15 protein-coding genes are annotated in these 17675 nt (G+C 62.9%); 2 read left to right on the top strand and 13 right to left on the bottom strand.

The features are described from left to right. Positions 1–9: 9 nt before the first annotated feature. The 4 genes from CSW57_RS21900 to CSW57_RS21885 are packed head-to-tail and all read right to left on the bottom strand — an operon-like array spanning position 10 to position 4088. On the bottom strand, positions 10–822 hold the full coding sequence (locus tag CSW57_RS21900) for an HpcH/HpaI aldolase/citrate lyase family protein (RefSeq protein ID WP_099384763.1): 813 nt from the start codon (positions 820–822) through the stop codon (positions 10–12). After that, positions 819–1688, bottom strand: a complete 870-nt coding sequence (locus tag CSW57_RS21895) for a MaoC/PaaZ C-terminal domain-containing protein (protein WP_099384762.1) — start codon at positions 1686–1688, stop codon at positions 819–821. Before CSW57_RS21895 ends, CSW57_RS21900 begins: the two co-directional genes overlap by 4 nt. Then, a complete protein-coding gene (locus CSW57_RS21890) occupies positions 1685–2893 on the bottom strand; it encodes a CaiB/BaiF CoA transferase family protein (RefSeq protein WP_099384761.1) in 1209 nt (402 codons plus the stop codon). The genes CSW57_RS21895 and CSW57_RS21890 overlap by 4 nt, the downstream gene beginning before the upstream one ends. Positions 2894–2930: 37 nt before the next feature. Next, positions 2931–4088, bottom strand: a complete 1158-nt coding sequence (locus CSW57_RS21885) for an acyl-CoA dehydrogenase family protein (protein WP_099384760.1) — start codon at positions 4086–4088, stop codon at positions 2931–2933. 164 nt (positions 4089–4252) lie between these two features. Between CSW57_RS21885 and CSW57_RS21880 the strand changes: the two genes are divergently transcribed. Both CSW57_RS21880 and CSW57_RS21875 read left to right on the top strand, forming a co-directional pair. Further along, positions 4253–5188, top strand: coding sequence for a LysR family transcriptional regulator (locus tag CSW57_RS21880; protein WP_099384759.1), 936 nt, complete (start codon positions 4253–4255; stop codon positions 5186–5188). Between the two features lie 285 nt (positions 5189–5473). Then, complete coding sequence (locus CSW57_RS21875; protein WP_099384758.1) at positions 5474–6010, top strand: hypothetical protein; 537 nt, start codon at positions 5474–5476, stop codon at positions 6008–6010. 44 nt (positions 6011–6054) lie between these two features. Here the strand turns inward: CSW57_RS21875 and CSW57_RS21870 are convergent, their stop codons facing one another. The 9 genes from CSW57_RS21870 to CSW57_RS21830 form a co-directional block, all read right to left on the bottom strand. Further along, on the bottom strand, positions 6055–6573 hold the full coding sequence (locus tag CSW57_RS21870; protein WP_099384757.1) for a nuclear transport factor 2 family protein: 519 nt from the start codon (positions 6571–6573) through the stop codon (positions 6055–6057). A gap of 44 nt (positions 6574–6617) precedes the next feature. Further along, positions 6618–8948 (bottom strand): CaiB/BaiF CoA-transferase family protein, encoded by a 2331-nt coding sequence (locus tag CSW57_RS21865; protein WP_143696595.1) that lies wholly within the window; start codon positions 8946–8948, stop codon positions 6618–6620. Positions 8949–8987: 39 nt separating this feature from the next. Further along, positions 8988–10112 (bottom strand): NAD-dependent epimerase/dehydratase family protein, encoded by a 1125-nt coding sequence (locus CSW57_RS21860; protein ID WP_099384755.1) that lies wholly within the window; start codon positions 10110–10112, stop codon positions 8988–8990. Then, positions 10109–11011: an alpha/beta fold hydrolase gene (locus CSW57_RS21855; RefSeq protein WP_189339397.1), complete on the bottom strand. Its 903-nt coding sequence runs from the start codon at positions 11009–11011 to the stop codon at positions 10109–10111. The genes CSW57_RS21860 and CSW57_RS21855 overlap by 4 nt, the downstream gene beginning before the upstream one ends. A gap of 17 nt (positions 11012–11028) precedes the next feature. Further along, positions 11029–11778: an ABC transporter ATP-binding protein gene (locus tag CSW57_RS21850; RefSeq protein ID WP_099384753.1), complete on the bottom strand. Its 750-nt coding sequence runs from the start codon at positions 11776–11778 to the stop codon at positions 11029–11031. After that, positions 11775–14486 (bottom strand): branched-chain amino acid ABC transporter permease/ATP-binding protein, encoded by a 2712-nt coding sequence (locus CSW57_RS21845; protein ID WP_099384752.1) that lies wholly within the window; start codon positions 14484–14486, stop codon positions 11775–11777. The genes CSW57_RS21850 and CSW57_RS21845 overlap by 4 nt, the downstream gene beginning before the upstream one ends. Before the next feature lie 24 nt (positions 14487–14510). Then, positions 14511–15767, bottom strand: a complete 1257-nt coding sequence (locus CSW57_RS21840; RefSeq protein ID WP_099384751.1) for an ABC transporter substrate-binding protein — start codon at positions 15765–15767, stop codon at positions 14511–14513. Positions 15768–16057: 290 nt separating this feature from the next. After that, the gene (locus CSW57_RS21835) at positions 16058–17317 is read right to left on the bottom strand and encodes a cytochrome P450 (RefSeq protein WP_143696594.1); all 1260 of its coding nucleotides are present in this window, start codon (positions 17315–17317) and stop codon (positions 16058–16060) included. 5 nt (positions 17318–17322) lie between these two features. Then, entirely contained in the window at positions 17323–17544 is a 222-nt protein-coding gene (locus CSW57_RS21830) for a ferredoxin (RefSeq protein WP_099384749.1), read from the bottom strand. Between the last annotated feature and the right edge of the window lie 131 nt (positions 17545–17675).

Genomic DNA, 17675 nt, shown 5'->3' with positions numbered 1-17675 from the left:
GGTCCGACATCAGTTCTGCGCCAGGATATTTCGAGCTCGTGCGATCACCGGGGGGTCGATCATGTGCCCGTTCAGGGTCGAGACCCCGTCGGAGTTCGATGCCTCCAGGATTGACTGTGCCCACTCGACATCGGCTTGCGCCGGCCGTAGTTGTTGATGCGCAACGTCAACCTGAGACGGGTGTATGCACAGCGTGCCTGTCATCCCGAGGGCGCGGGCGTGATTGACGTTGTCACGGAGGAGGTCGGCGTCGCGCACCGCAGTGGTCACGCCGTCGATGGGGCCGGGGAGCCGCCCGGCAGCAGAAGCCATCACCAATGCCGACCGGCTGTAGAGAAGTGCAGTTCGGTCCGCCGGGTCGATGCCGAGTTCGGCTGCAAGATCCATGTGGCCGAGCGCCAGACGCACCACACCGGGAAGGCCGGCGAGCTGCGGTGCCGCGATGACTCCCGCACTGGTTTCCACCAGGGCGACGACCGGTACATGCTGGGCGATGGACCGCACGTGGTCGGGTGATTCCGCTTTGGCGAGCATCACCGGGACACCCAGCTCGCGGGCGCACGCCAAGTCCTCTTCGTGGTGGTCGGTGCCGATCGCGTTCACTCGAATCAGCGCACGACCGCCCTGCCACACCCAATCCCGAATTGCGTTGCGGGCGTGCGTCTTCGCGTCGGCAGCCACCGCATCTTCGAGATCCAGGACGACCGCGTCCGCACCTGTGCTCACGGCCTTGTCGAAACGTTCGGGTCGGTCACCCGGAACGAACAGCAGGGTTCGAGCAGTGCTGAGCTGCGCGATGTCTCGTGACCAGTCAACGCTCATCGCAGCACCGCTTCTGCGCTCGCGTGAACCACGTCAGTCCCGGTCAACACCGCGAGCCGCGCCGACGACGAGTCGTCGTTCGGCCTTCCCTCCGTCAGCACGGCGGTACCGGCAAACACCGGACGGCGCAGACGAAAACTGAACGATTCGACTGCGTCGACACCGCGGGCCGCCTCGACCAGGTGCGCCATCAGAGTCGCGAGCAGTGGTCCGTGCACCACCAGCCCGGGGTACTTTTCCACCGAGGTCACATACGGCTGGTCGTAGTGGATGCGGTGGGCATTCGCCGTCAGTGCGCTGTAACGAAAGAGGGTCGGTGGTGTGAGCGTCCGGACGTCCGACCACGGAGCGTCGGTCGTCGGCTCAGATTCAGCGCCGACGGGCTGCGCCGGAGCCGCGTCGGGATCTCCCGACCGGTACACGATGTCCTGGCTCTCGATTCTCGCCACCGCGCCGTCCACCAGGAACTCGTTGCGTACCCGGACAAAGAGCATCTCACCGGAACTGCCGGTTTTTGGTGTCACCGAATGGATGGCGCTGCGCCGGACAACGTGAGCACCGATCGGCAGCGGTACCAGATTCTCGATCGTCGCCCCTGCGAACATCCGGCGGCGATTCGGTATGGGTGGGAGGAAATGCCCGTTCGCGGGATGTCCGTCGAGCCCCAACTCGCTCGAGCGAGGCCATTCGTGGAAGAAGATCCAGTGCCACACCAGCGGCAGCGGGTCACCTTCTCCCACGGCGATATCGAGGTCGAGCGTTGCAATGAGTTCGCGCACTCGCTCAAGACTGATCGTGTCCGACGTTTCGACGGGCTCAGGAGCCCAATTCTGCACGTACCGCCCAAGACCCTCGATCGACGTCATCGATTGATCTCCTCTTTTGTCATGTCCGCGTTGATGATCCCTTGATCACGCAGGGTGGCGATCCGCTCGGTGTCGAGGCCGAGTTCGCGCAGCACAGTTGCTGTGTGAGCGCCGTGCGCGGGAACCGGCCCCATCCGCGCCTCTTCGCCGAGTCCGATCGGCGGAAGCAGTGCCCGTACCGACCCCTTCTCTGTGTCGACGCTGCGCCATCGATCCCGCGCTTGGAGTACAGGATGCTCCAAGAACTCCGATACGGTGTTCACACCCGCGTACGCCACTCCCGCTTCAGCCAGCTTCGCCTCGGCCACAACGGTAGTGAGCCGGCCGATGCATTCGGCAACAATCACGTTCAGCTCATCGCGGTGATTCACCCTGCGACTGTTCCCCGCGAATCTCTCATCGACGACGAGGTCTGGTCGTTCGAGGACTGTGCGACAGAACCGCTCCCACTCGGGCTCGTTCTGGATCGCCAACAAGATGGTGTGCCCGTCGGCGTCGTCGTACGGGCCGTAGGGCGCAATGGTGGCGTGCGCTGCGCCGAACCTTCCCGGTTGACGGCCAAGTCCCGCAGTGAAATGGGCCGGCTGGCCGACCCATTCGGCGAGCGCCTCGAACAGAGACACCTCGATGTCGGCGCCCTCGCCGGTGCTCGCCCGTCGATACAGTGCCGCGAGCACACCCGAAAACCCGTACATCCCGGCCGCGATGTCGGCGATCGACACACCTACCTTGGCTACGTCATCCGCGGTTCCGGTCAACGACACCAGGCCGGTCTCGCATTGCACCAACAGGTCGTAGGCCTTGCGGTCTTTCCATGGGCCGGTGCTACCCCAACCGGTGATGTTGAGAACGATTTTGCCCGGATCCTTGGCATGCAGGTCGGCTGCCGAGAGGCCCAGCCGCGCGGCCGCGCCCGGCCCCAAGTTCTGCACCACGACATCCGCCGTATCGACCAGGTCGGCCAGAATTGCCTTGCCTTCAGCCGATTTGACGTCAATCGCCACCGATTCCTTGGATCGGTTGAGCCACACGAAGTAGCTCGCGAGGCCGTTCACCGATTCGTCGTACTGGCGTGCGAAGTCGCCACCGGACGGGCGCTCGATTTTGATCACCCGCGCGCCGAGATCTGCGAGTTGTCGGGTGGCAAAGGGCGCGGCGACGGCATGTTCGAGCGACACGACCGTCACACCGGACAAGGGCAACATGAATGCTCCTAGAAGTTGGGTGCGAAGACTGGCGGGATCAGATCGTGAGTCCGCCGCGTTTGACCAACTGTTTGGCGATGACGCCCTGTTGAATTTCGTTGGTACCTTCACCGACGATCATCAATGGTGCGTCGCGGAAGTAACGTTCGACGTCGTATTCGGTTGAATAGCCATATCCCCCATGCACCCGGACCGCGTCGAGCGCGATCTCCATCGCGGTCTCGGAAGCGAACAGTTTCGCCATCCCGGCTTCCATGTCGCTGCGTTCACCGGAGTCGACACGTTCGGCGGCAGAGAGCAACAGAGCGCGGGCAGCCTGCAACTTGGTGCCCATGTTCGCCAGCAGGTTCCCCACCGACTGGTGCTGCCAGATCGGCTTGCCGAAACTCTCACGCTCCTGCGCATACCGGAGCGCATCATCGAAAGCGGCGCGCGCAACGCCGGTCGCGCGTGCAGCGACCTGCATCCGGCCCACCTCGAGCCCCTTCATCATCTGCGCGAAGCCCTTACCTTCGACCCCGCCGAGCAGAGCCGTCGCCGGGACGTGACAGTCGGTGAAGTTGATCTCGCAGCTCTCGACACCTTTGTATCCGAGTTTGGGCAGATCCCGAGAGACCTCAAATCCGGGAACCTTCTCGACGAGCAGAATCGAGACACCCTTGTGTGCGGGCTGCGCGGTGGGATCTGTCTTGCACAGCAGCGCAACAAGTCCCGCGCGGCGGGCGTTGCTGATCCACGTCTTGCTTCCGTTGATGACATAGTCGTCGCCCTGCACTGTCGCGCGGGTGGTCATTGCTTGCAGATCGGAACCGCCACCCGGTTCGGTGAGCGCCATGGTTGCCCGCAGCTCGCCGCTGGCCATCAGCGGAAGATACTTTTCCTTCTGCTCTTCTGTGCCGAATGTGAGGATGAGTTTGGCGACCACCGTGTGCCCGCCCATCGCCCCGGCCAGACTCATCCAGCCGCGTGCGAGTTCCTCGGTCACCTGCACGTAGCACGGCATCGACACCTGACCGAAGCCGTACGGTTCAGGGATCGCAAGACCGAAGATGCCGATCTCCTTCATGGTCTCGATCAGCTCTTCGGGATACGTATTCGCGTGCTCCAGCTCGCGAGCGGTCGGCCTGACCTGCTTGTCGACGAAATCACGCACCGTCTGGACCAGCGATCGTTCCTCGGCGTTCAGTTCAGCCATGGCTGCTCTCCTGACATCGACTGTGATGGACATCGGATCCTCGAACATCTGCCTGACATCAGGGCTGAACGACTCCGACGAGTGAGTTCATCATGTCTTGTGATGGGATACAGCGACAAATACCTTCTTGACATACCCCTATGCCTGCGGAGAATACTTCCGAGATGGACTTCAAGCAGCTGAAAGCGGTTATCGCCGTGTCCGAGACCGGCAGCGTCACCCGGGCAGCGCAGCTCCTTCATCTCGTGCAGCCGGCCGTCACCAGGCAGATTAAGGCCCTTGAGCACGAACTGGGTGTCACACTCTTCGAACGCAGTCCTGCGGGGATGCACACCACCGCGGCCGGGGAAATACTGGTGGACCGAGCCCGTCGAGCGCTTACGGAACTCGACAGAGTGCGGACCGAAATAGTCCCGACACCCCACGACGTTCGCGGTATTGTCACCGTCGGGATTCTCGACAGTATGAGCGACATCATCTGCAATGCTTTGACTTCGGTTCTCGCACAGAATTATCCAGGAATCAGACTCAGAATTGTTTCCGCCTACTCTGGGCACCTACAGCAGTGGCTTGATGACGGCGATCTCGACCTGACCCTGCTGTACAACTTGAAGAAGACATCGGATCTCAATGTCACACCGCTGGCGCGCGAACAACTGTGGTTGATCGCACCTTCAGGTGGCGCGGTCCTCGACCCCGAGAATGCCGTGGATCTGACGATGGTCGACAACCAACCCTTCGTCCTGCCCAACCCGGGACACGGACTGCGGATCTTGATTGATCAGGCCGCAGTGCGCGCCGGCATCACAGTCACCACCGCTGCGGAGACGAACTCGATGCGAGTCCAGAAACAACTCGTACAGGGCGGACACGGGTGGACGATTCTGCCCGGCATCAGCGTCGCCAATGAGATCGCCGCCGGCACGCTCCAGGGGAGCCCGATCGCCGACCCTCTCGCATGTCGCGATGTGGTCAAAGCAGTCCCCCGAACCGCCCACCCCACCCCGGCTGTCGAGGTCGTCGACCACGCCCTGACCAGCCTGCTCAAAGCCGCAACCGATTCCGGCGCGTGGCCACAGGCAACATGGCACGCGCCCTAGCTCCGCCCTACCGGTGTACCGACTTCGCACTTGTGCAGCCAATGATGTGCCATGTCAACCTTCCGCAGCGGAGCATAGTTAGCGGTTATTCAATGATCGTTTACCCGGCTGTCCAACACCGCTGTAAGGACCGGCATTCGACGCAAATGAGTTACTTGTGTTGCAATTGTCGCAGCTTCTTCCTAGTTGTCGACAAACGTGTGTTAGCCTGGTCCCAAACAAGGAATTCGACGAGGATGTGCAAGGAAATCGCCGAATCGAAGACTACCCACCTAGGAGTGCGCAATGGCCCGAGACCATACGGCCCGCGCCCGGATCAGACAGTACCTGATGACGGCTGGGCCAGTTGACGATCCCTCGGGCTACGCCACCAAAGTCCTCAAAGACGCCATCGGCTACGAGGGGTCATCCGTCGCATTCATCCAGCTGATCGCCGCAATGGACGCTGATGGCGAGATCAGCCGAGAGATCCGCGGTAAACGGACATACACTATCGCCGCTGCCGAAGCCGCGGAATCGATCCGCTCTGGTTCCTCGTCCCCGGCTCCGTCTGCCGGGGCTGTTCGTGCCGGTGCCAACGGCGCACTTGCGATCGACATCGATTACGACAGATTGGCCAAGGCCATCGTTCGCGAGTTCTTCGCCGCAGCAGCAGAGCGCCAGGCCGTACCTGCGGTCGCTGCAGTGTCGGTCGACTCCGACGTGCGTGCTGTCGAGGACAAAGTCGCCAAGCAGCGTGACGAGTATGCCCGTCGCCTTGACGAGGCGCGCAACCAGCTCGACCAGCTCCTCACCGAGGCAGCAGACTTCGCCACTCGGTGACGTTCGCCGATCACCGCCCCGTGAGATGGTGACCGACGAACGACTCAGGACTCGGTCGACCTCAGCACCTTCGCGGAGTCAGGCGCACCGACACGTCGGCGAATCCGCTTCTGCACCTTCCACTGTCCGTCCTCTTTGATCAGGTGCCATTCGTTGATCGACGCACTGACGAGGCGGATGTCAGGCTCCTCCTGGTGAAGGATGAACGAGTATCCGTTGGCCACTGCGGTGGAACCGTCAATCCGAATGGCCAGGTTGTTTCCTTGCATGTGCAGGCTGCGTCCGTAGAAACCGTCACCGTGTCCAGCGGTTCTCACCGCAAGGAACTCGCGCATGGCGTCCTTGCCCTGCCAGGTAATGACACCGTAGGGATCTTCGGCCGCTCCTGACGACACATCCATCACGCAGTCGTCGGTGAAGATCCCGAAATACTCTTCATCGAGACACGCGTCGGCGTAGTAGCCATAGCGAGACAGCAACTCCCGCACAGCCTTCTCGTCTTCGAGGTGACCGATCCGCGCTTCCAGATCGGACAGTCTTGCCTCAATCGATTTCTCACTCATATCTTCTCCCAACGCCTTTCGGTTGAATTGCACGATCCCGGCGGTCAGCGGTAGCCGACGTCGGCGACAGACGGGATCGGTCCCTCGCTGACCACCGCGTTTCTGCGCACGAGTTCCTCGAAACGATCACCGCTCACACCGCATTCCGCCAGCACTTCTTCACTGTGCTCGCCCAGACCCGGTGGTGTCATCACTCCCGCGCGCTGTGATCGCGAGAAATGTGCGTAGCGACCGGGTAGGAATGTGGTTCGCCCGTCGGGCCACACCACTGACTGGAGATACTCGTTGTCGGCGACCACCCGGTCGTCGAGCAGGTCGCGGAACGTTCGGGCCGCCACGGCAAACCCGCCGACAGCGCCGATCTGCCCCACCACAGCCGCACTTTCCCACTGGCACAGGGCATTGGCGATCACGTTCGTCAGCTCTTCGAGCGGCGGCTCCGTCGCGAGGAGACCCGCCGAGATCAGGTCGCGAACATTGTCGACGTGAATGCGCACATACCCGTCGCTTGTGGGGTAGTACCTGGACAGCGCTGCAGACCCGCGGTGATCCCGGCCCCCGGTGGGTGATGGCTGCCTCCCTGCGAACTCGACGAGTTCACCGCTCTGCATGAAGGAAGTCACCGCGGCAAGGGTCGTCGTGACCTGTTGCCCCCCACCGCCGCGGACCCGATGGAACAGCGCTGCGCAGGTGCCGAGCGCAGTGACACACGCTGCGGCGACGTCGTTCACCGCAATCGTCGAGAACACCGGGTGATCGTCGCCGCCCTGGGCTGCCATCATGCCCGACATGGCCTGCAGCACCGGGTCGAAACCCGGTCGACCACCGAGCGGCCCGACGTCACCGAACCCGGTGATGGACACGGTGATGACGTCCGGCCGCACCGACATGAGACTCTCGCGCTCGATGGCGAGTCGTTTGAGGACTCCGGGGCGGAAGTTGTCGATGACAACACCGCTGTGCTCGACCAGCGACTGAAAAGCTTTGTAGCCCCCGTCATCTCGAAGGTCGAGGGCCAGACTGCGTTGACCGCGGTAGTGCGGATACCCGCGAACCCGGAACGCATCGCCGGACGGTGGCTCGACCTTCACGACATCCGCACCCAGTTCGGCAAGCAACATCCCCGCGTAGGGTCCGGCCAGCACGGTACCGAGATCCAGCACCTTGGTCCCGGCGAGAGGACCTTCCGCGGCACCAGAATCACCGTCTGCGAGCAGGTCGGTCGATGTCGACGTCCCCGGCTGCCACGCGGCACCGATCCAGCGATGTGATGAGGTGAACGAACGCGGCCGTGGATCGCGCACGGGTGTCTCGGACAGGTCGACAGGCGAAAACGGCATCGTCGTCACGCCGACGAGCGGATCCCTGACGCTGCGACGTTGGTTGAGTGCCAGCACTTGCGGGTGAGACAGCCACTGATCGCGTTGTCCGACAGCGCTTGCCGGACAATCGTTGACCGCCAGCAATTCGAGCCACTCGGACCGATCACGGCAGGCAAAACCCGCCGCCAGTCGCTCGCGCACCCAGCCGCGGTGTTGCGGTGAATAGAGCTTTTCCCGATCACCGGCGATCCGCGCGTCGTCGAGGATGTCGCTGCAACCCAGCAACGCGAAGGCAGTCGACTGGAACTTCTCTGTCAGCGCGCCGAGAAACAGCCACTCGCCGTCAGCACAGCGGTAGGTGGTGTAGGTCGGGTTGGGCCCGCCTGCACCCACACTCGTGATCGGCGAGGAGCCTGCGGGATCGACGACCATCGTGGTCGTTGCCGCGACCAGGACGCCGTGCATACCGTCGACGGTGATGGTCTGGCCGCGCGCAGATCGCTCGCGTTCGATGAGTGCCGCGATCGTGGTCGTGGCAGCCCAGAGCCCCTGCATGTAAGAGAGGAACGGGTAGACCGATTCGACAGGTCCGCCGTCGAACGACGATTGCCGACGGGCAACGCCGCTGAATGCCGCCGCGAGCGCGTCAATGGTCTGACCGTCGAGCTTGTCCGAGCCGGCAATAGGCGGCATCGACACGTGGATCTGATGGTTTTGCAGGCCACCCGACACCGTGTGCTCGCACAGTCCCAGTGCATCGGCGACATCTGAGGAAGTGGTTACGATGATGTCGGCGCCTGCAACGAGATCAGCCACGATCGGTGAATCGGGTCCTTCGACGCAAATCCTCTTGTTCCGGTGCCACATCACCGACCCCGGCAGTTCAGGACTGTCGGACGGCACTCGCGGAATCTCTACGCGGATGACCTCTGCTCCGAGGTCGGCCAGCAGCATGGTGGCAACCGGCCCTGCGACGCCTCTGGTCACATCGAGGACTCGGATGCCCCGCAACGATGCCGACCGGCCTCCAGGTGAGCCTTCGCTTGTGGTCACAAACACAACTATAACATTATTAGCAATATTACTGACCCGCTATCGGCCGCGATGGTCCACCGCGCCCACGGTTTTCGGGTGAGCGTACGGATGCGGAGCTGTCTCGGGCACTTGCTGGAACTCTGCCATCGTCGCGGCCGCGTGCCGGTACGCGGCAAGAAGAGCATCCTCTGCCGCGTAATCGAACTTGTCGGTCATCCTCGACGTGGTCCGTTCGTCCGGCGGGTTGTCGAGGTACCACCGGGTGGTGTCGCGGAGCGCATCGCCTGCGGACACCATTTCAACGTAGCCGAGTACCGTCCGTGCCTTGTGAATGCTCAGTAGCCCATGTTCGTCGTGGGGCACCGGAAACAGCCCGCGGCCGGGCCCCGCCAGGTCGAACGGCAGGGACACGACCTCCAACGATCCGCCGGCAAAACCCGAGATCAGTTGGCACCACTGACGCAACGAGAACTGCTGGACATCGCCCACGTTGAACACCTCGCCGGCTGCCGCGTCGGGCCGATCGACGGCCGCAAGCAGGAAGCCGGCCGCGTTCACCGCGGCACATCGCGACGAGATGGTCAGTCCGTTGTCCGGCATCAGGATGGTGTTCCGTCCGTCCCGGATCCTCTTCACGATCGACCATTCGCGTGGGTAGAGCTGACGTGGGCCGTAGATGCTCGGGTAGCGAAAGATCGAGGCGCGGAAGGCACCTGAGTCGTGCAGATCGAAGACGGAGCGTTCGGCCGCGAGGATCCGCTGAGAGAAGCGTGAAGCGTCGTCAGTGGGTTCTGGCCCGTCGGTCCATCCCACGTCGCTCTCCGTTGCCGACACCGGAATGCCGATCGGATTCCGACTCTCCGGCACGTGATAGCCCTGATACACCGGCGCCCCACTGACCGCGACGAACTGTTCACAGCGGCCGGCAAAGGCCGCCGCGACGTGTCGCAGTCGGCCATAGGTCGCCACCACGAGATCGAAGTGGCGGTCGCCGACCGCTTCGGAGACGCTCTCGGCGAAGTGCGGATCGGCGTGGATGTGCTCGAGGGCGGCCTGCTCGGGCAGTTCATGCGTGCCGCGGTGGAGCAGCGTCACCTCGAATCCCCGCTGTTGTAGTCCTTCGACGATGTGCGGGCCGGTGGGTCCGGTCCCTCCGACCAGCAGGGCACGTCCAGTACTCATCCTGTCACCGCTCTCTGCGCGCCGCGAGTGAAATCGTCAGTGGCCGTTGATATTGCGTCGATGAGTTCGACCGGTCGATCGAGCATCACATGGTGCCCGGCACCGGCCATCTGGGTGATGCGTACCCGGGGGCCCACGCGACGCTCGAGCAGGTCGGCCATGTCGGGGCTGAGCATGCCGTGCTCCGCCCGCAAGACCGTCACGGGGCATGGGGAAGGCGTCCACTGGTGCGGGTCCGGCTCGCTTCGGTCGAAGTTGGCGGGGTCGAACTTCCACGTCCAGCCACCATCGACCTCACGGATCGATTCTTCAGCGATGTGTCGTCCGACATGCGGGATGACGAACTGCTGCGGTGATGGACGCCAACTCCGCACGGCCGCTTCGCGATCGGGATAGACGCGGGCCGGTTTGGTCGCGAATCGTTCTCGCAGAAGACGCTGAGCGGTATCAGGGATGCGTACCGGAGGATCCACGAGGATGGCCCCTGCCACCGCGTCGCCGAGGCGAGGGACACAGCTCAACGCGACCAGTGCACCCATGCTGTGACCAACCACGACGAGTCCATGCGCGAATCCGGCCTCGCCGGCTACGGCCACCACTTCTGCGGCCCAGCTCTCGATGTCGTAGGTCGCCCGTCGCCCACTGTCCCCATGCCCGCTGAAGTCGATGGCCAGGACGCGTCTGTCCGTGGTCAGGTGCGGACCGATGTGATCCCACCACGCCGAATGCGCACCACCACCGTGCAGGAGGATCAGTCCGGGTCGATCTGCCTGTCCCCAGGCCCGCCATTGGATCCGCACACCGGAGCTGACTGTCGTCCCTCGCTCGGGCAGTGCTGCGAGCGCGGTCTGAAACCAGGCAGGCGCACTGCTGGGGTCGTCGGCGACGTCGGTCGACAACAGGCGATCCCCACCACTCACGCAGTGCCGTCGGAGCCGATGTACTGCTCGAACATGTTGCCGCTGAGCAGCTTCTGAGCATCACCTGAGTAGGCGATCTGACCACGGCGCAGCACGTAGGCGGTGTCGACGATGCTCAACGCCCGCACCGCGTACTGATCCACCAGCAGCAGTGCGGTCTTCGCGGTCCTCAGCTTTTCGAGGAAGTCGAAGACAACGTCCACGATGATCGGCGCGAGTCCCAGAGACGGCTCGTCGACCAGGACAAGCTTCGGGTTCCGCACATAGGCGGCCGACAGCGAGAGCATCTGCTGCTCACCACCACTGAGCGTTCCCGCCTTCTGACTCAGTCGCTTACCGAGGATCGGAAAGACCGATGTCGCGAGTTCGATACTGTTCTTGGCCTTGCCCCGAGGGGCCTGCATCAACAGGTTCTCCCCCACACTGAGATTGCGGTACACCCCGCGGCCCTCCGGGATGTGGCACAACCCGCGATCGGCACGCCGGTGCGTCGGGACCCGCGTGATCTCTTCTCCGAACATCCGGACCGTCCCGCTGCTGGGTTTGAGGACGCCGGAAGCAACCCGCAGGGTCGTCGTCTTACCGGCACCGTTCGGCCCGATGAGCGCGGTCGCTTTGCCTGCCTGCACGTTGATCGTCACGTCACGCAGCACCTGGGTCTGACCGTAACTGCAACTGATGCCGCTCAATTCCAGCGCATCTGTGGCCACGGCTCTGTCTACAACCGGACTGTCGAGACTGGTCATCCGAGCACTCCTTCATGAGCGAGTTCTTCTTTGTCCTTGTCGAACGAACCGAGGTAGGCCGACTGCACCAGGCTGCTGGTGCGGACCTGCTCCGGGGTTCCGTGAAAGAGCATCTTGCCGAAGTCGAGCACGTAGATGTCCTTACAGATTCCCAGGACCAGAGCCATGTCGTGCTCGACCAACAGGATTCCGCACCCTCGGTCTCGCACCACATTCTGCAGCGTGATCCCGAACTGTTCGGTCTCCGCGGGATCGAGTCCCGACGACGGCTCGTCGAGCAGCAGGATGTCGAAATGTCCACTGAGGCAACGTGCCAACTCGACCAAGCGCCGCTGTCCGGTGGACAGCGCACCACCCGGGACGTTCCGGATGTCGGCGATACCGCAGAGCTCCATCGCATGCTCGGTTGCTGCCATGGTCGCTCGACGCTCAGCCGGAGTGGCGATGAGCTGACCCCGGACCGAGGACCCTGCGAGCGATGATTCGATTCCCAACGCCACGTTCTCGGCGACGGTCAGCGAATCCGCCAGCTGCATGAGCTGGAAGGTCCGCCCGAGGCCCAGGCGTCCGCGCTTCGACGTGCCGAAACCGGTGACGTTCGTCCCATGCAACCACACGCTGCCGGTGGTGGGGGCGAGCAAACCGCTCGTCGCGTTGAATGTTGTTGTCTTGCCGGCGCCGTTCGGACCGATCAGGCCGGTGATCTGCCCGACGGGCGCTGCGAAGGTGATGTTCTCGACCGCCACTCGGCCGCCGTACTTGATGGTCAGGTCCTTGACCTCGAGACTGGTCGCTTCTTCGGCGACATGCCAGTGCGGTTCCTGCACTGATGCTTTCGGTGTCTTCCGGCGCTGCGCGGAGCCGAACCGCTTCTCGATCAGCGCCCGTGCCCGCATCGGCATCGGCTTGGCACCGCCCTGGGTGGCGATGATGACTGCCGAGAGGCCGAAGATGATGTTCAGATAACTTGCGGTGTGGTCGCTGTCGACGTAGGCGGGGATCACCGACGCGATGACTGCGACGACGGCGTACCAGGGCTCCCGGAAAGGCATCAACATCAGGGTCGCGATGAGGACCAGCGAGTAGTACGCCGTGTAGTTGGAGTCCCCGAAAATCGCGAAGTGCACGGTCGATCCGTAGAGGATGCCCGAGATGCCTGCGAAGAATCCGGCGATGCAGAATACGATGACCCGCAACATGTTCACGTTCAAGCCGAGCGTCCGGACGGCCAGCGGCGCGCCGGACAGGCCTTGCAGCGTACGACCCACCCGCATCTGATGGATGACCATCATCGCGATGGCGGTGATGACGAAGAAGGCGAGCACCACGTAGTAGTACGAGGTGTCACTCTCGAAACCGCTGGGTCGCGGCATTTCTCGGCCGACACCGGTTTGGGTGAAGAAGAACGAGCGCGGGTACAGCAGCTGTTCCACCATCAGACCGAAGCCGAGCGTCGCCAATGCGAGGAACAGGCCGGAGAGTCTGATCGCGGGTAACGCAAGCAGCGCGGCGACCGGGACCACCACCAGCCCTCCGAGCAGCAGAGCGAGCAGCCAGGGCAGATGGAGTTCAGACATGAACTGTGCGAATGCGGCTGCGCCGATCGCGGCAAATGCCGCCTGGCACAACGACACCAGACCGGCAGTCCGGACGAGCAGACCCAGCGAGAGCAGCATGATGGCCTGCGTCAGACCGATGGTCCAATACGACAGATTCGATCCGACCACCGCAGGAACCACGGCCAGGACGGCGATGACCACCAGACCTATCGTGAACCGCAGATTGTTCGGGCCCTTCCAAGGCAGCACCGGTGGCTTCTCGGCGCGCGCAGGCACTTCGAGCTTGCGTTTCGGGATGACCAGTAGGGCGATGAGCAAGAAAAAGAACGGGAGGCTCGACGACAGACCGTTGAGCACCGGGAAGTCGACCACATATTTTGTGGACAAACTCGCGGCGATGCCGATCAGCAGTGCACCGAAGTAGGTCAGCGGGATGCTCGAGAATGCACCTACCGCCGCGGCGCCGAACGCCTGCACCACGAGGAATGTGAGAGCCACCGCTTCGATGCCGGTGAACGGCGCGATCAGCACACCGGCCAGGGCGGCGAACGAAGAGCCGATGATCCAGGAAAGTTGTTGCACTCGAAATGCATTGGTGGCGTGGAGACCGACCAACTCCGGGTCGTTGACCACCGCACGCATGGCCAGTCCGGTCCGGGTGAACTTGAAGAGGACATATAGGGCCGCAACTGCGACCACAGAAACCACCATGACCACGACCTGGGCGTAGGTGATGTTGACGCCACCGAGTTCGAAGAACTTTCGACCGTTCGGCAGGTACTGCGGGAGGTTGAGCGGGTCGTATCCGTAGTGCGCCGTCGCGACGCCCTGAACGAGTAGGACAAGACCGACAGTGGCAACGATTTTCATGGCAGGTGGTTGTTCGGCGAGCGCCCGGCTCATGAAGCCGAGCAGCACGCCGAACAACGGACCCAACACTGCGACCGCCACAATGAACGCGGCCCACCATGACCATTCGTGATCAACGTAGAGATAGTAGAAGCAATACGCAGCAGCAGCAGCTACAGCGCCGTGCCCGATGTTGAAGATCCCCGATGTCTTGTAGGTGAGAACCAGACCCGTGCCGGCGATGCCGAGCACTGCGCCGGTCACGATACCGGCGACGATGAAAGGTAGTAGTGCGTCCATTGTGTTGGTCGATTCCTTAGTTACTTATGCTGCGCAGGCAGTGGCCAGATCGCCGCTGTCCCCGTTGCCCGACTCACCGCTCGGAGCGAGCAGCTCAGGGCTGTCGTCACCGGCGTTGAACTTGAACTGCCAGAAGCACTTGATCTGGGGAGAGGGCTGGCCCTTGGTGAAGGTCACCGGCTGGGGCAACAGGCCACCGAGGGTCTCGTCTTTGAGCGAGTAGTACCCGTCGAAGACACTCTGACGCGTGACGTCCGCGGTATTCGAACCGAGGGCGGTACGGAACAGTTCCAGGCTGGACCAGGTGGTCGTTGCACTGGTGCTCGTGTAGTCGGTGCCGGACTTGTACGTGTCGAGTGCGTCACGGAACTTCTTGACCGGCTCGGAGTCGGCCCACCACGGGAATCCGTTGAGCGTGCCGGCCATCTTCATGCCCGCGACCTTCCCGTACTCCGTCGGATTGAAGCTGGTCGACGAGGTACCGAACGTTCCGTCGAAGCCCTGCTGGATGCAGTCGGTCATGACGCGCACCGAGGTGTCGACTGTGACGAGCAGTGCGACGTAGTCGGCGTTCTGCTTGTTGAAGTTGAGGCACTCAGCTGTGTAGTTGGCGGCTGTGGCCGAGATGGTCACTGCGCCGCCGTATTTCATGTCGTTGGCCGCCGCCGCAGGGGCGAGAGCTTTTGATGCGTCGTCGGCGCATGTTGCCGACTCTGCGCAGACACCCGCGCTGAGCACCTTGGCGTCCGCAGCTTTGCCGGAGGTGGCCAGCGACTGGACGACCATCCCAGCGTTCGGTGCGGTGGTGAAGAAGTTGCTCAACCCGTTCCACACATCCGCCTTGTAGCCGGCAGCGCCGATCACGGGGATGTTCTGCTGCTGCAGGTAATCTCCGACTGCACCTTCAGCGACGGAGTCCGACAACAGCATTGCGACGATCTGCTGATCCTCGACAAGACCGCGGACTGCCGCCTGCGCGCTTCCCGCGTTGTTCTTGGTGTCGGCGACCACGATCTCGACCGGCCGGCCACCGAGTCCGCCGGTGTTGTTGATCTGGTCTGCCCACGCTTCGGCGGTGGGAACGGACGCTGCTGTGCTCGACGACTGAACACCGGTCTCGGATACCGCGAAACCGATTTTGATGGGTGCGCCGCTCAAAGCGGGGCCGGAGGACGGCGCAGCTGATGACGACGATGACGAGTCGTCACCACCGCACGCCGATGTCACGAGGCAGACGGCGAGAATGCCGACGCCCCATTGGACAAGCCTTGCTCGTTTCATGATTCTCCTCTTTGAGTGCACGCCGTGCCTGTGATCGCGAACCCCCGCCGTCGCTAGTGGTGTTGGCACGAGGCGCTTAACTGTGCTCGAACCTGCTTAGTAAACCACTTGGAGTGAGCGGTGTCACGCTATGGGTCGAAATAGTTCGCGCTCACAGTCGATTAGGGCCAGCGCACTGCCCTGCGCTGACAGGTTCCTAGTCGTGTACACATGACAGAGCCGTCGGCTTCCCGCTGACAATGTCGTGGGAAGCCGACGGCTCGGCTGTCGATCTGATGCGCGATGGTTCGTCAGTCGTGCACGGCGCGCTCTCGCCGGCCGGCCGGGAACTGCAGATGCACGTGGTCGACACCCCACGACAGCCCCAAGTGCTCAGCTGGTTCTCCGGCGACCGTGTCCAACGTGAACGTCGGGATCCGACGACGGAGTTCGGTGAACGCGATACGCAGTTCGAGTCGAGCCAGGTGCACGCCCAGGCACCGGTGTGGTCCCATCCCGAAAGCGAGATGCGGTTTGGGACTTCGGTCGAACTGTATTTCGTCCGGATTCTCGTAGTACTCCGGGTCGCGGTTGGCCGCGGCCAGCGGAAAGTGGACCCGCTCGCCCTTCGGCAACGTCAGATCACCGACAACGATCGATTCGTCGGTCACTGTCCTGGTGGGCACGGCAGGTGCCGACCAGCGCAGCAGTTCCTCGATGGCCGGCGCGAGCAGGTCTGGATCGGAGAACATCTCGTCCCATTTGTCTGGGTTCGTCCCGAGGTATACGAAGCTTTGCGCCAGCACACTCTGGACCGTGTCGAGGCCGGCCAGCATGAGTAAGAGGAACAAATCGAAGAGGTCATCATCCGACATCGGCGCGCCGTCGATCTCCGCCTGCAGGATATGGCTGGTCACATCGTCTCTCGGGGCGTCGCGTCGCTCGGCGATGATCGCCAGAACGTAGTCACGCATCTGCGATACAGCGTCACCGCGCGCCTGTGCGGATTCCTCCTCGGTTCCGCCGATGACGCCATGGTGGATCGCCGCCACCCAGCCGTTGAGCAGGGGCAGATCCTCGTCCGGCCAGCCCATGATGGCGAGAAAGGTGGCGCCTGGGAAGGGCATCGCGAACTCTGTCACGAAATCGCAGCTTCCACGTTCGATGAAACCGTCGATCAGATCGTTGGCCGCCTCGTAGAGCCGGCCTTCCAGTGACGCCACGCGCTTCGGCGCAAAAAGTGGGTCGAGCAATTGGCGAAATTGCTTGTGCCGGGAGCCATCCAGCTCGATCGGGATCAGTGCCTTCTTCGCGCCCTGTACGTTTTCGCCGTCCGGATCATTCGGAAAGCTGACGAATCCCCGGTTGTTGCGACGCAGCACGCTGCTGATGTCGTCGTACTTGGTCAGGACCCAACACCCGTTGCCCCGCATCGAGTACGAGATCGGCACCTCCCGCCGGCGGTCGGCGATCTCGTCGAGTTGCGCTTGGATTCCGACCTTGTTGTACGGGTCGTAGTCGCGGCGGTACTTCGCACGGAGTTCGGCCACGTCGCTTGATGCAGTCGTCATCAGGCTCACCCTTCTTTCGTCTCGGCGATGGTGATCGCCTGTTCAGGGCAGGCGGCGATGACGCGATCTCGCTGCGTCGACGTCATCTCCGATCCACCGCCTTCGAGCACGAAGGCGTACCCGGAGTCGTCGCAGTCGAACGCTTCAGGTGCCAGGCCGTAGCACCTTCCGTGTCCGGCACACATTTCTTGATTCAGCGCGAAGACCGCGCCCGGAGCAGTGTTCATGGCCGCAAATCCTTTGTTCACCGCAGCCCGCCTCATCCGCCAGGCTGCCGAGGTACTCGGTAACCATATTAGAACACAACTGCGAATAGAGTGTGGCTCCCGCCTCATCAGCCCAGCGTGCAGGAGGCCTG

Origin of the sequence: Williamsia muralis (genome assembly GCF_002735905.1) — a bacterium.
Taxonomy (GTDB): Bacteria; Actinomycetota; Actinomycetes; order Mycobacteriales; family Mycobacteriaceae; genus Williamsia; species Williamsia muralis_A.
The sequence above is the reverse complement of the archived record's forward strand: the minus strand, read 5'-3'. Positions and strand labels throughout refer to the sequence as shown.

Bases quoted from the DNA above. Each gene is read 5' to 3' on its own strand.
- CSW57_RS21850 (WP_099384753.1), bottom strand. From the start codon at position 11,778: ATGACCAGTCTCGACAGTCCGGTTGTAGACAGAGCCGTGGCCACAGAT.
- CSW57_RS21870 (WP_099384757.1), bottom strand. From the start codon at position 6,573: ATGAGTGAGAAATCGATTGAGGCAAGACTGTCCGATCTGGAAGCGCGG.
- CSW57_RS21900 (WP_099384763.1), bottom strand. From the start codon at position 822: ATGAGCGTTGACTGGTCACGAGACATCGCGCAGCTCAGCACTGCTCGA.
- CSW57_RS21860 (WP_099384755.1), bottom strand. From the start codon at position 10,112: ATGAGTACTGGACGTGCCCTGCTGGTCGGAGGGACCGGACCCACCGGC.
- CSW57_RS21875 (WP_099384758.1), top strand. From the start codon at position 5,474: ATGGCCCGAGACCATACGGCCCGCGCCCGGATCAGACAGTACCTGATG.
- CSW57_RS21880 (WP_099384759.1), top strand. From the start codon at position 4,253: ATGGACTTCAAGCAGCTGAAAGCGGTTATCGCCGTGTCCGAGACCGGC.
- CSW57_RS21840 (WP_099384751.1), bottom strand. From the start codon at position 15,767: ATGAAACGAGCAAGGCTTGTCCAATGGGGCGTCGGCATTCTCGCCGTC.
- CSW57_RS21830 (WP_099384749.1), bottom strand. From the start codon at position 17,544: ATGAACACTGCTCCGGGCGCGGTCTTCGCGCTGAATCAAGAAATGTGT.
- CSW57_RS21885 (WP_099384760.1), bottom strand. From the start codon at position 4,088: ATGGCTGAACTGAACGCCGAGGAACGATCGCTGGTCCAGACGGTGCGT.
- CSW57_RS21845 (WP_099384752.1), bottom strand. From the start codon at position 14,486: ATGGACGCACTACTACCTTTCATCGTCGCCGGTATCGTGACCGGCGCA.
- CSW57_RS21835 (WP_143696594.1), bottom strand. From the start codon at position 17,317: ATGACGACTGCATCAAGCGACGTGGCCGAACTCCGTGCGAAGTACCGC.
- CSW57_RS21890 (WP_099384761.1), bottom strand. From the start codon at position 2,893: ATGTTGCCCTTGTCCGGTGTGACGGTCGTGTCGCTCGAACATGCCGTC.
- CSW57_RS21895 (WP_099384762.1), bottom strand. From the start codon at position 1,688: ATGACGTCGATCGAGGGTCTTGGGCGGTACGTGCAGAATTGGGCTCCT.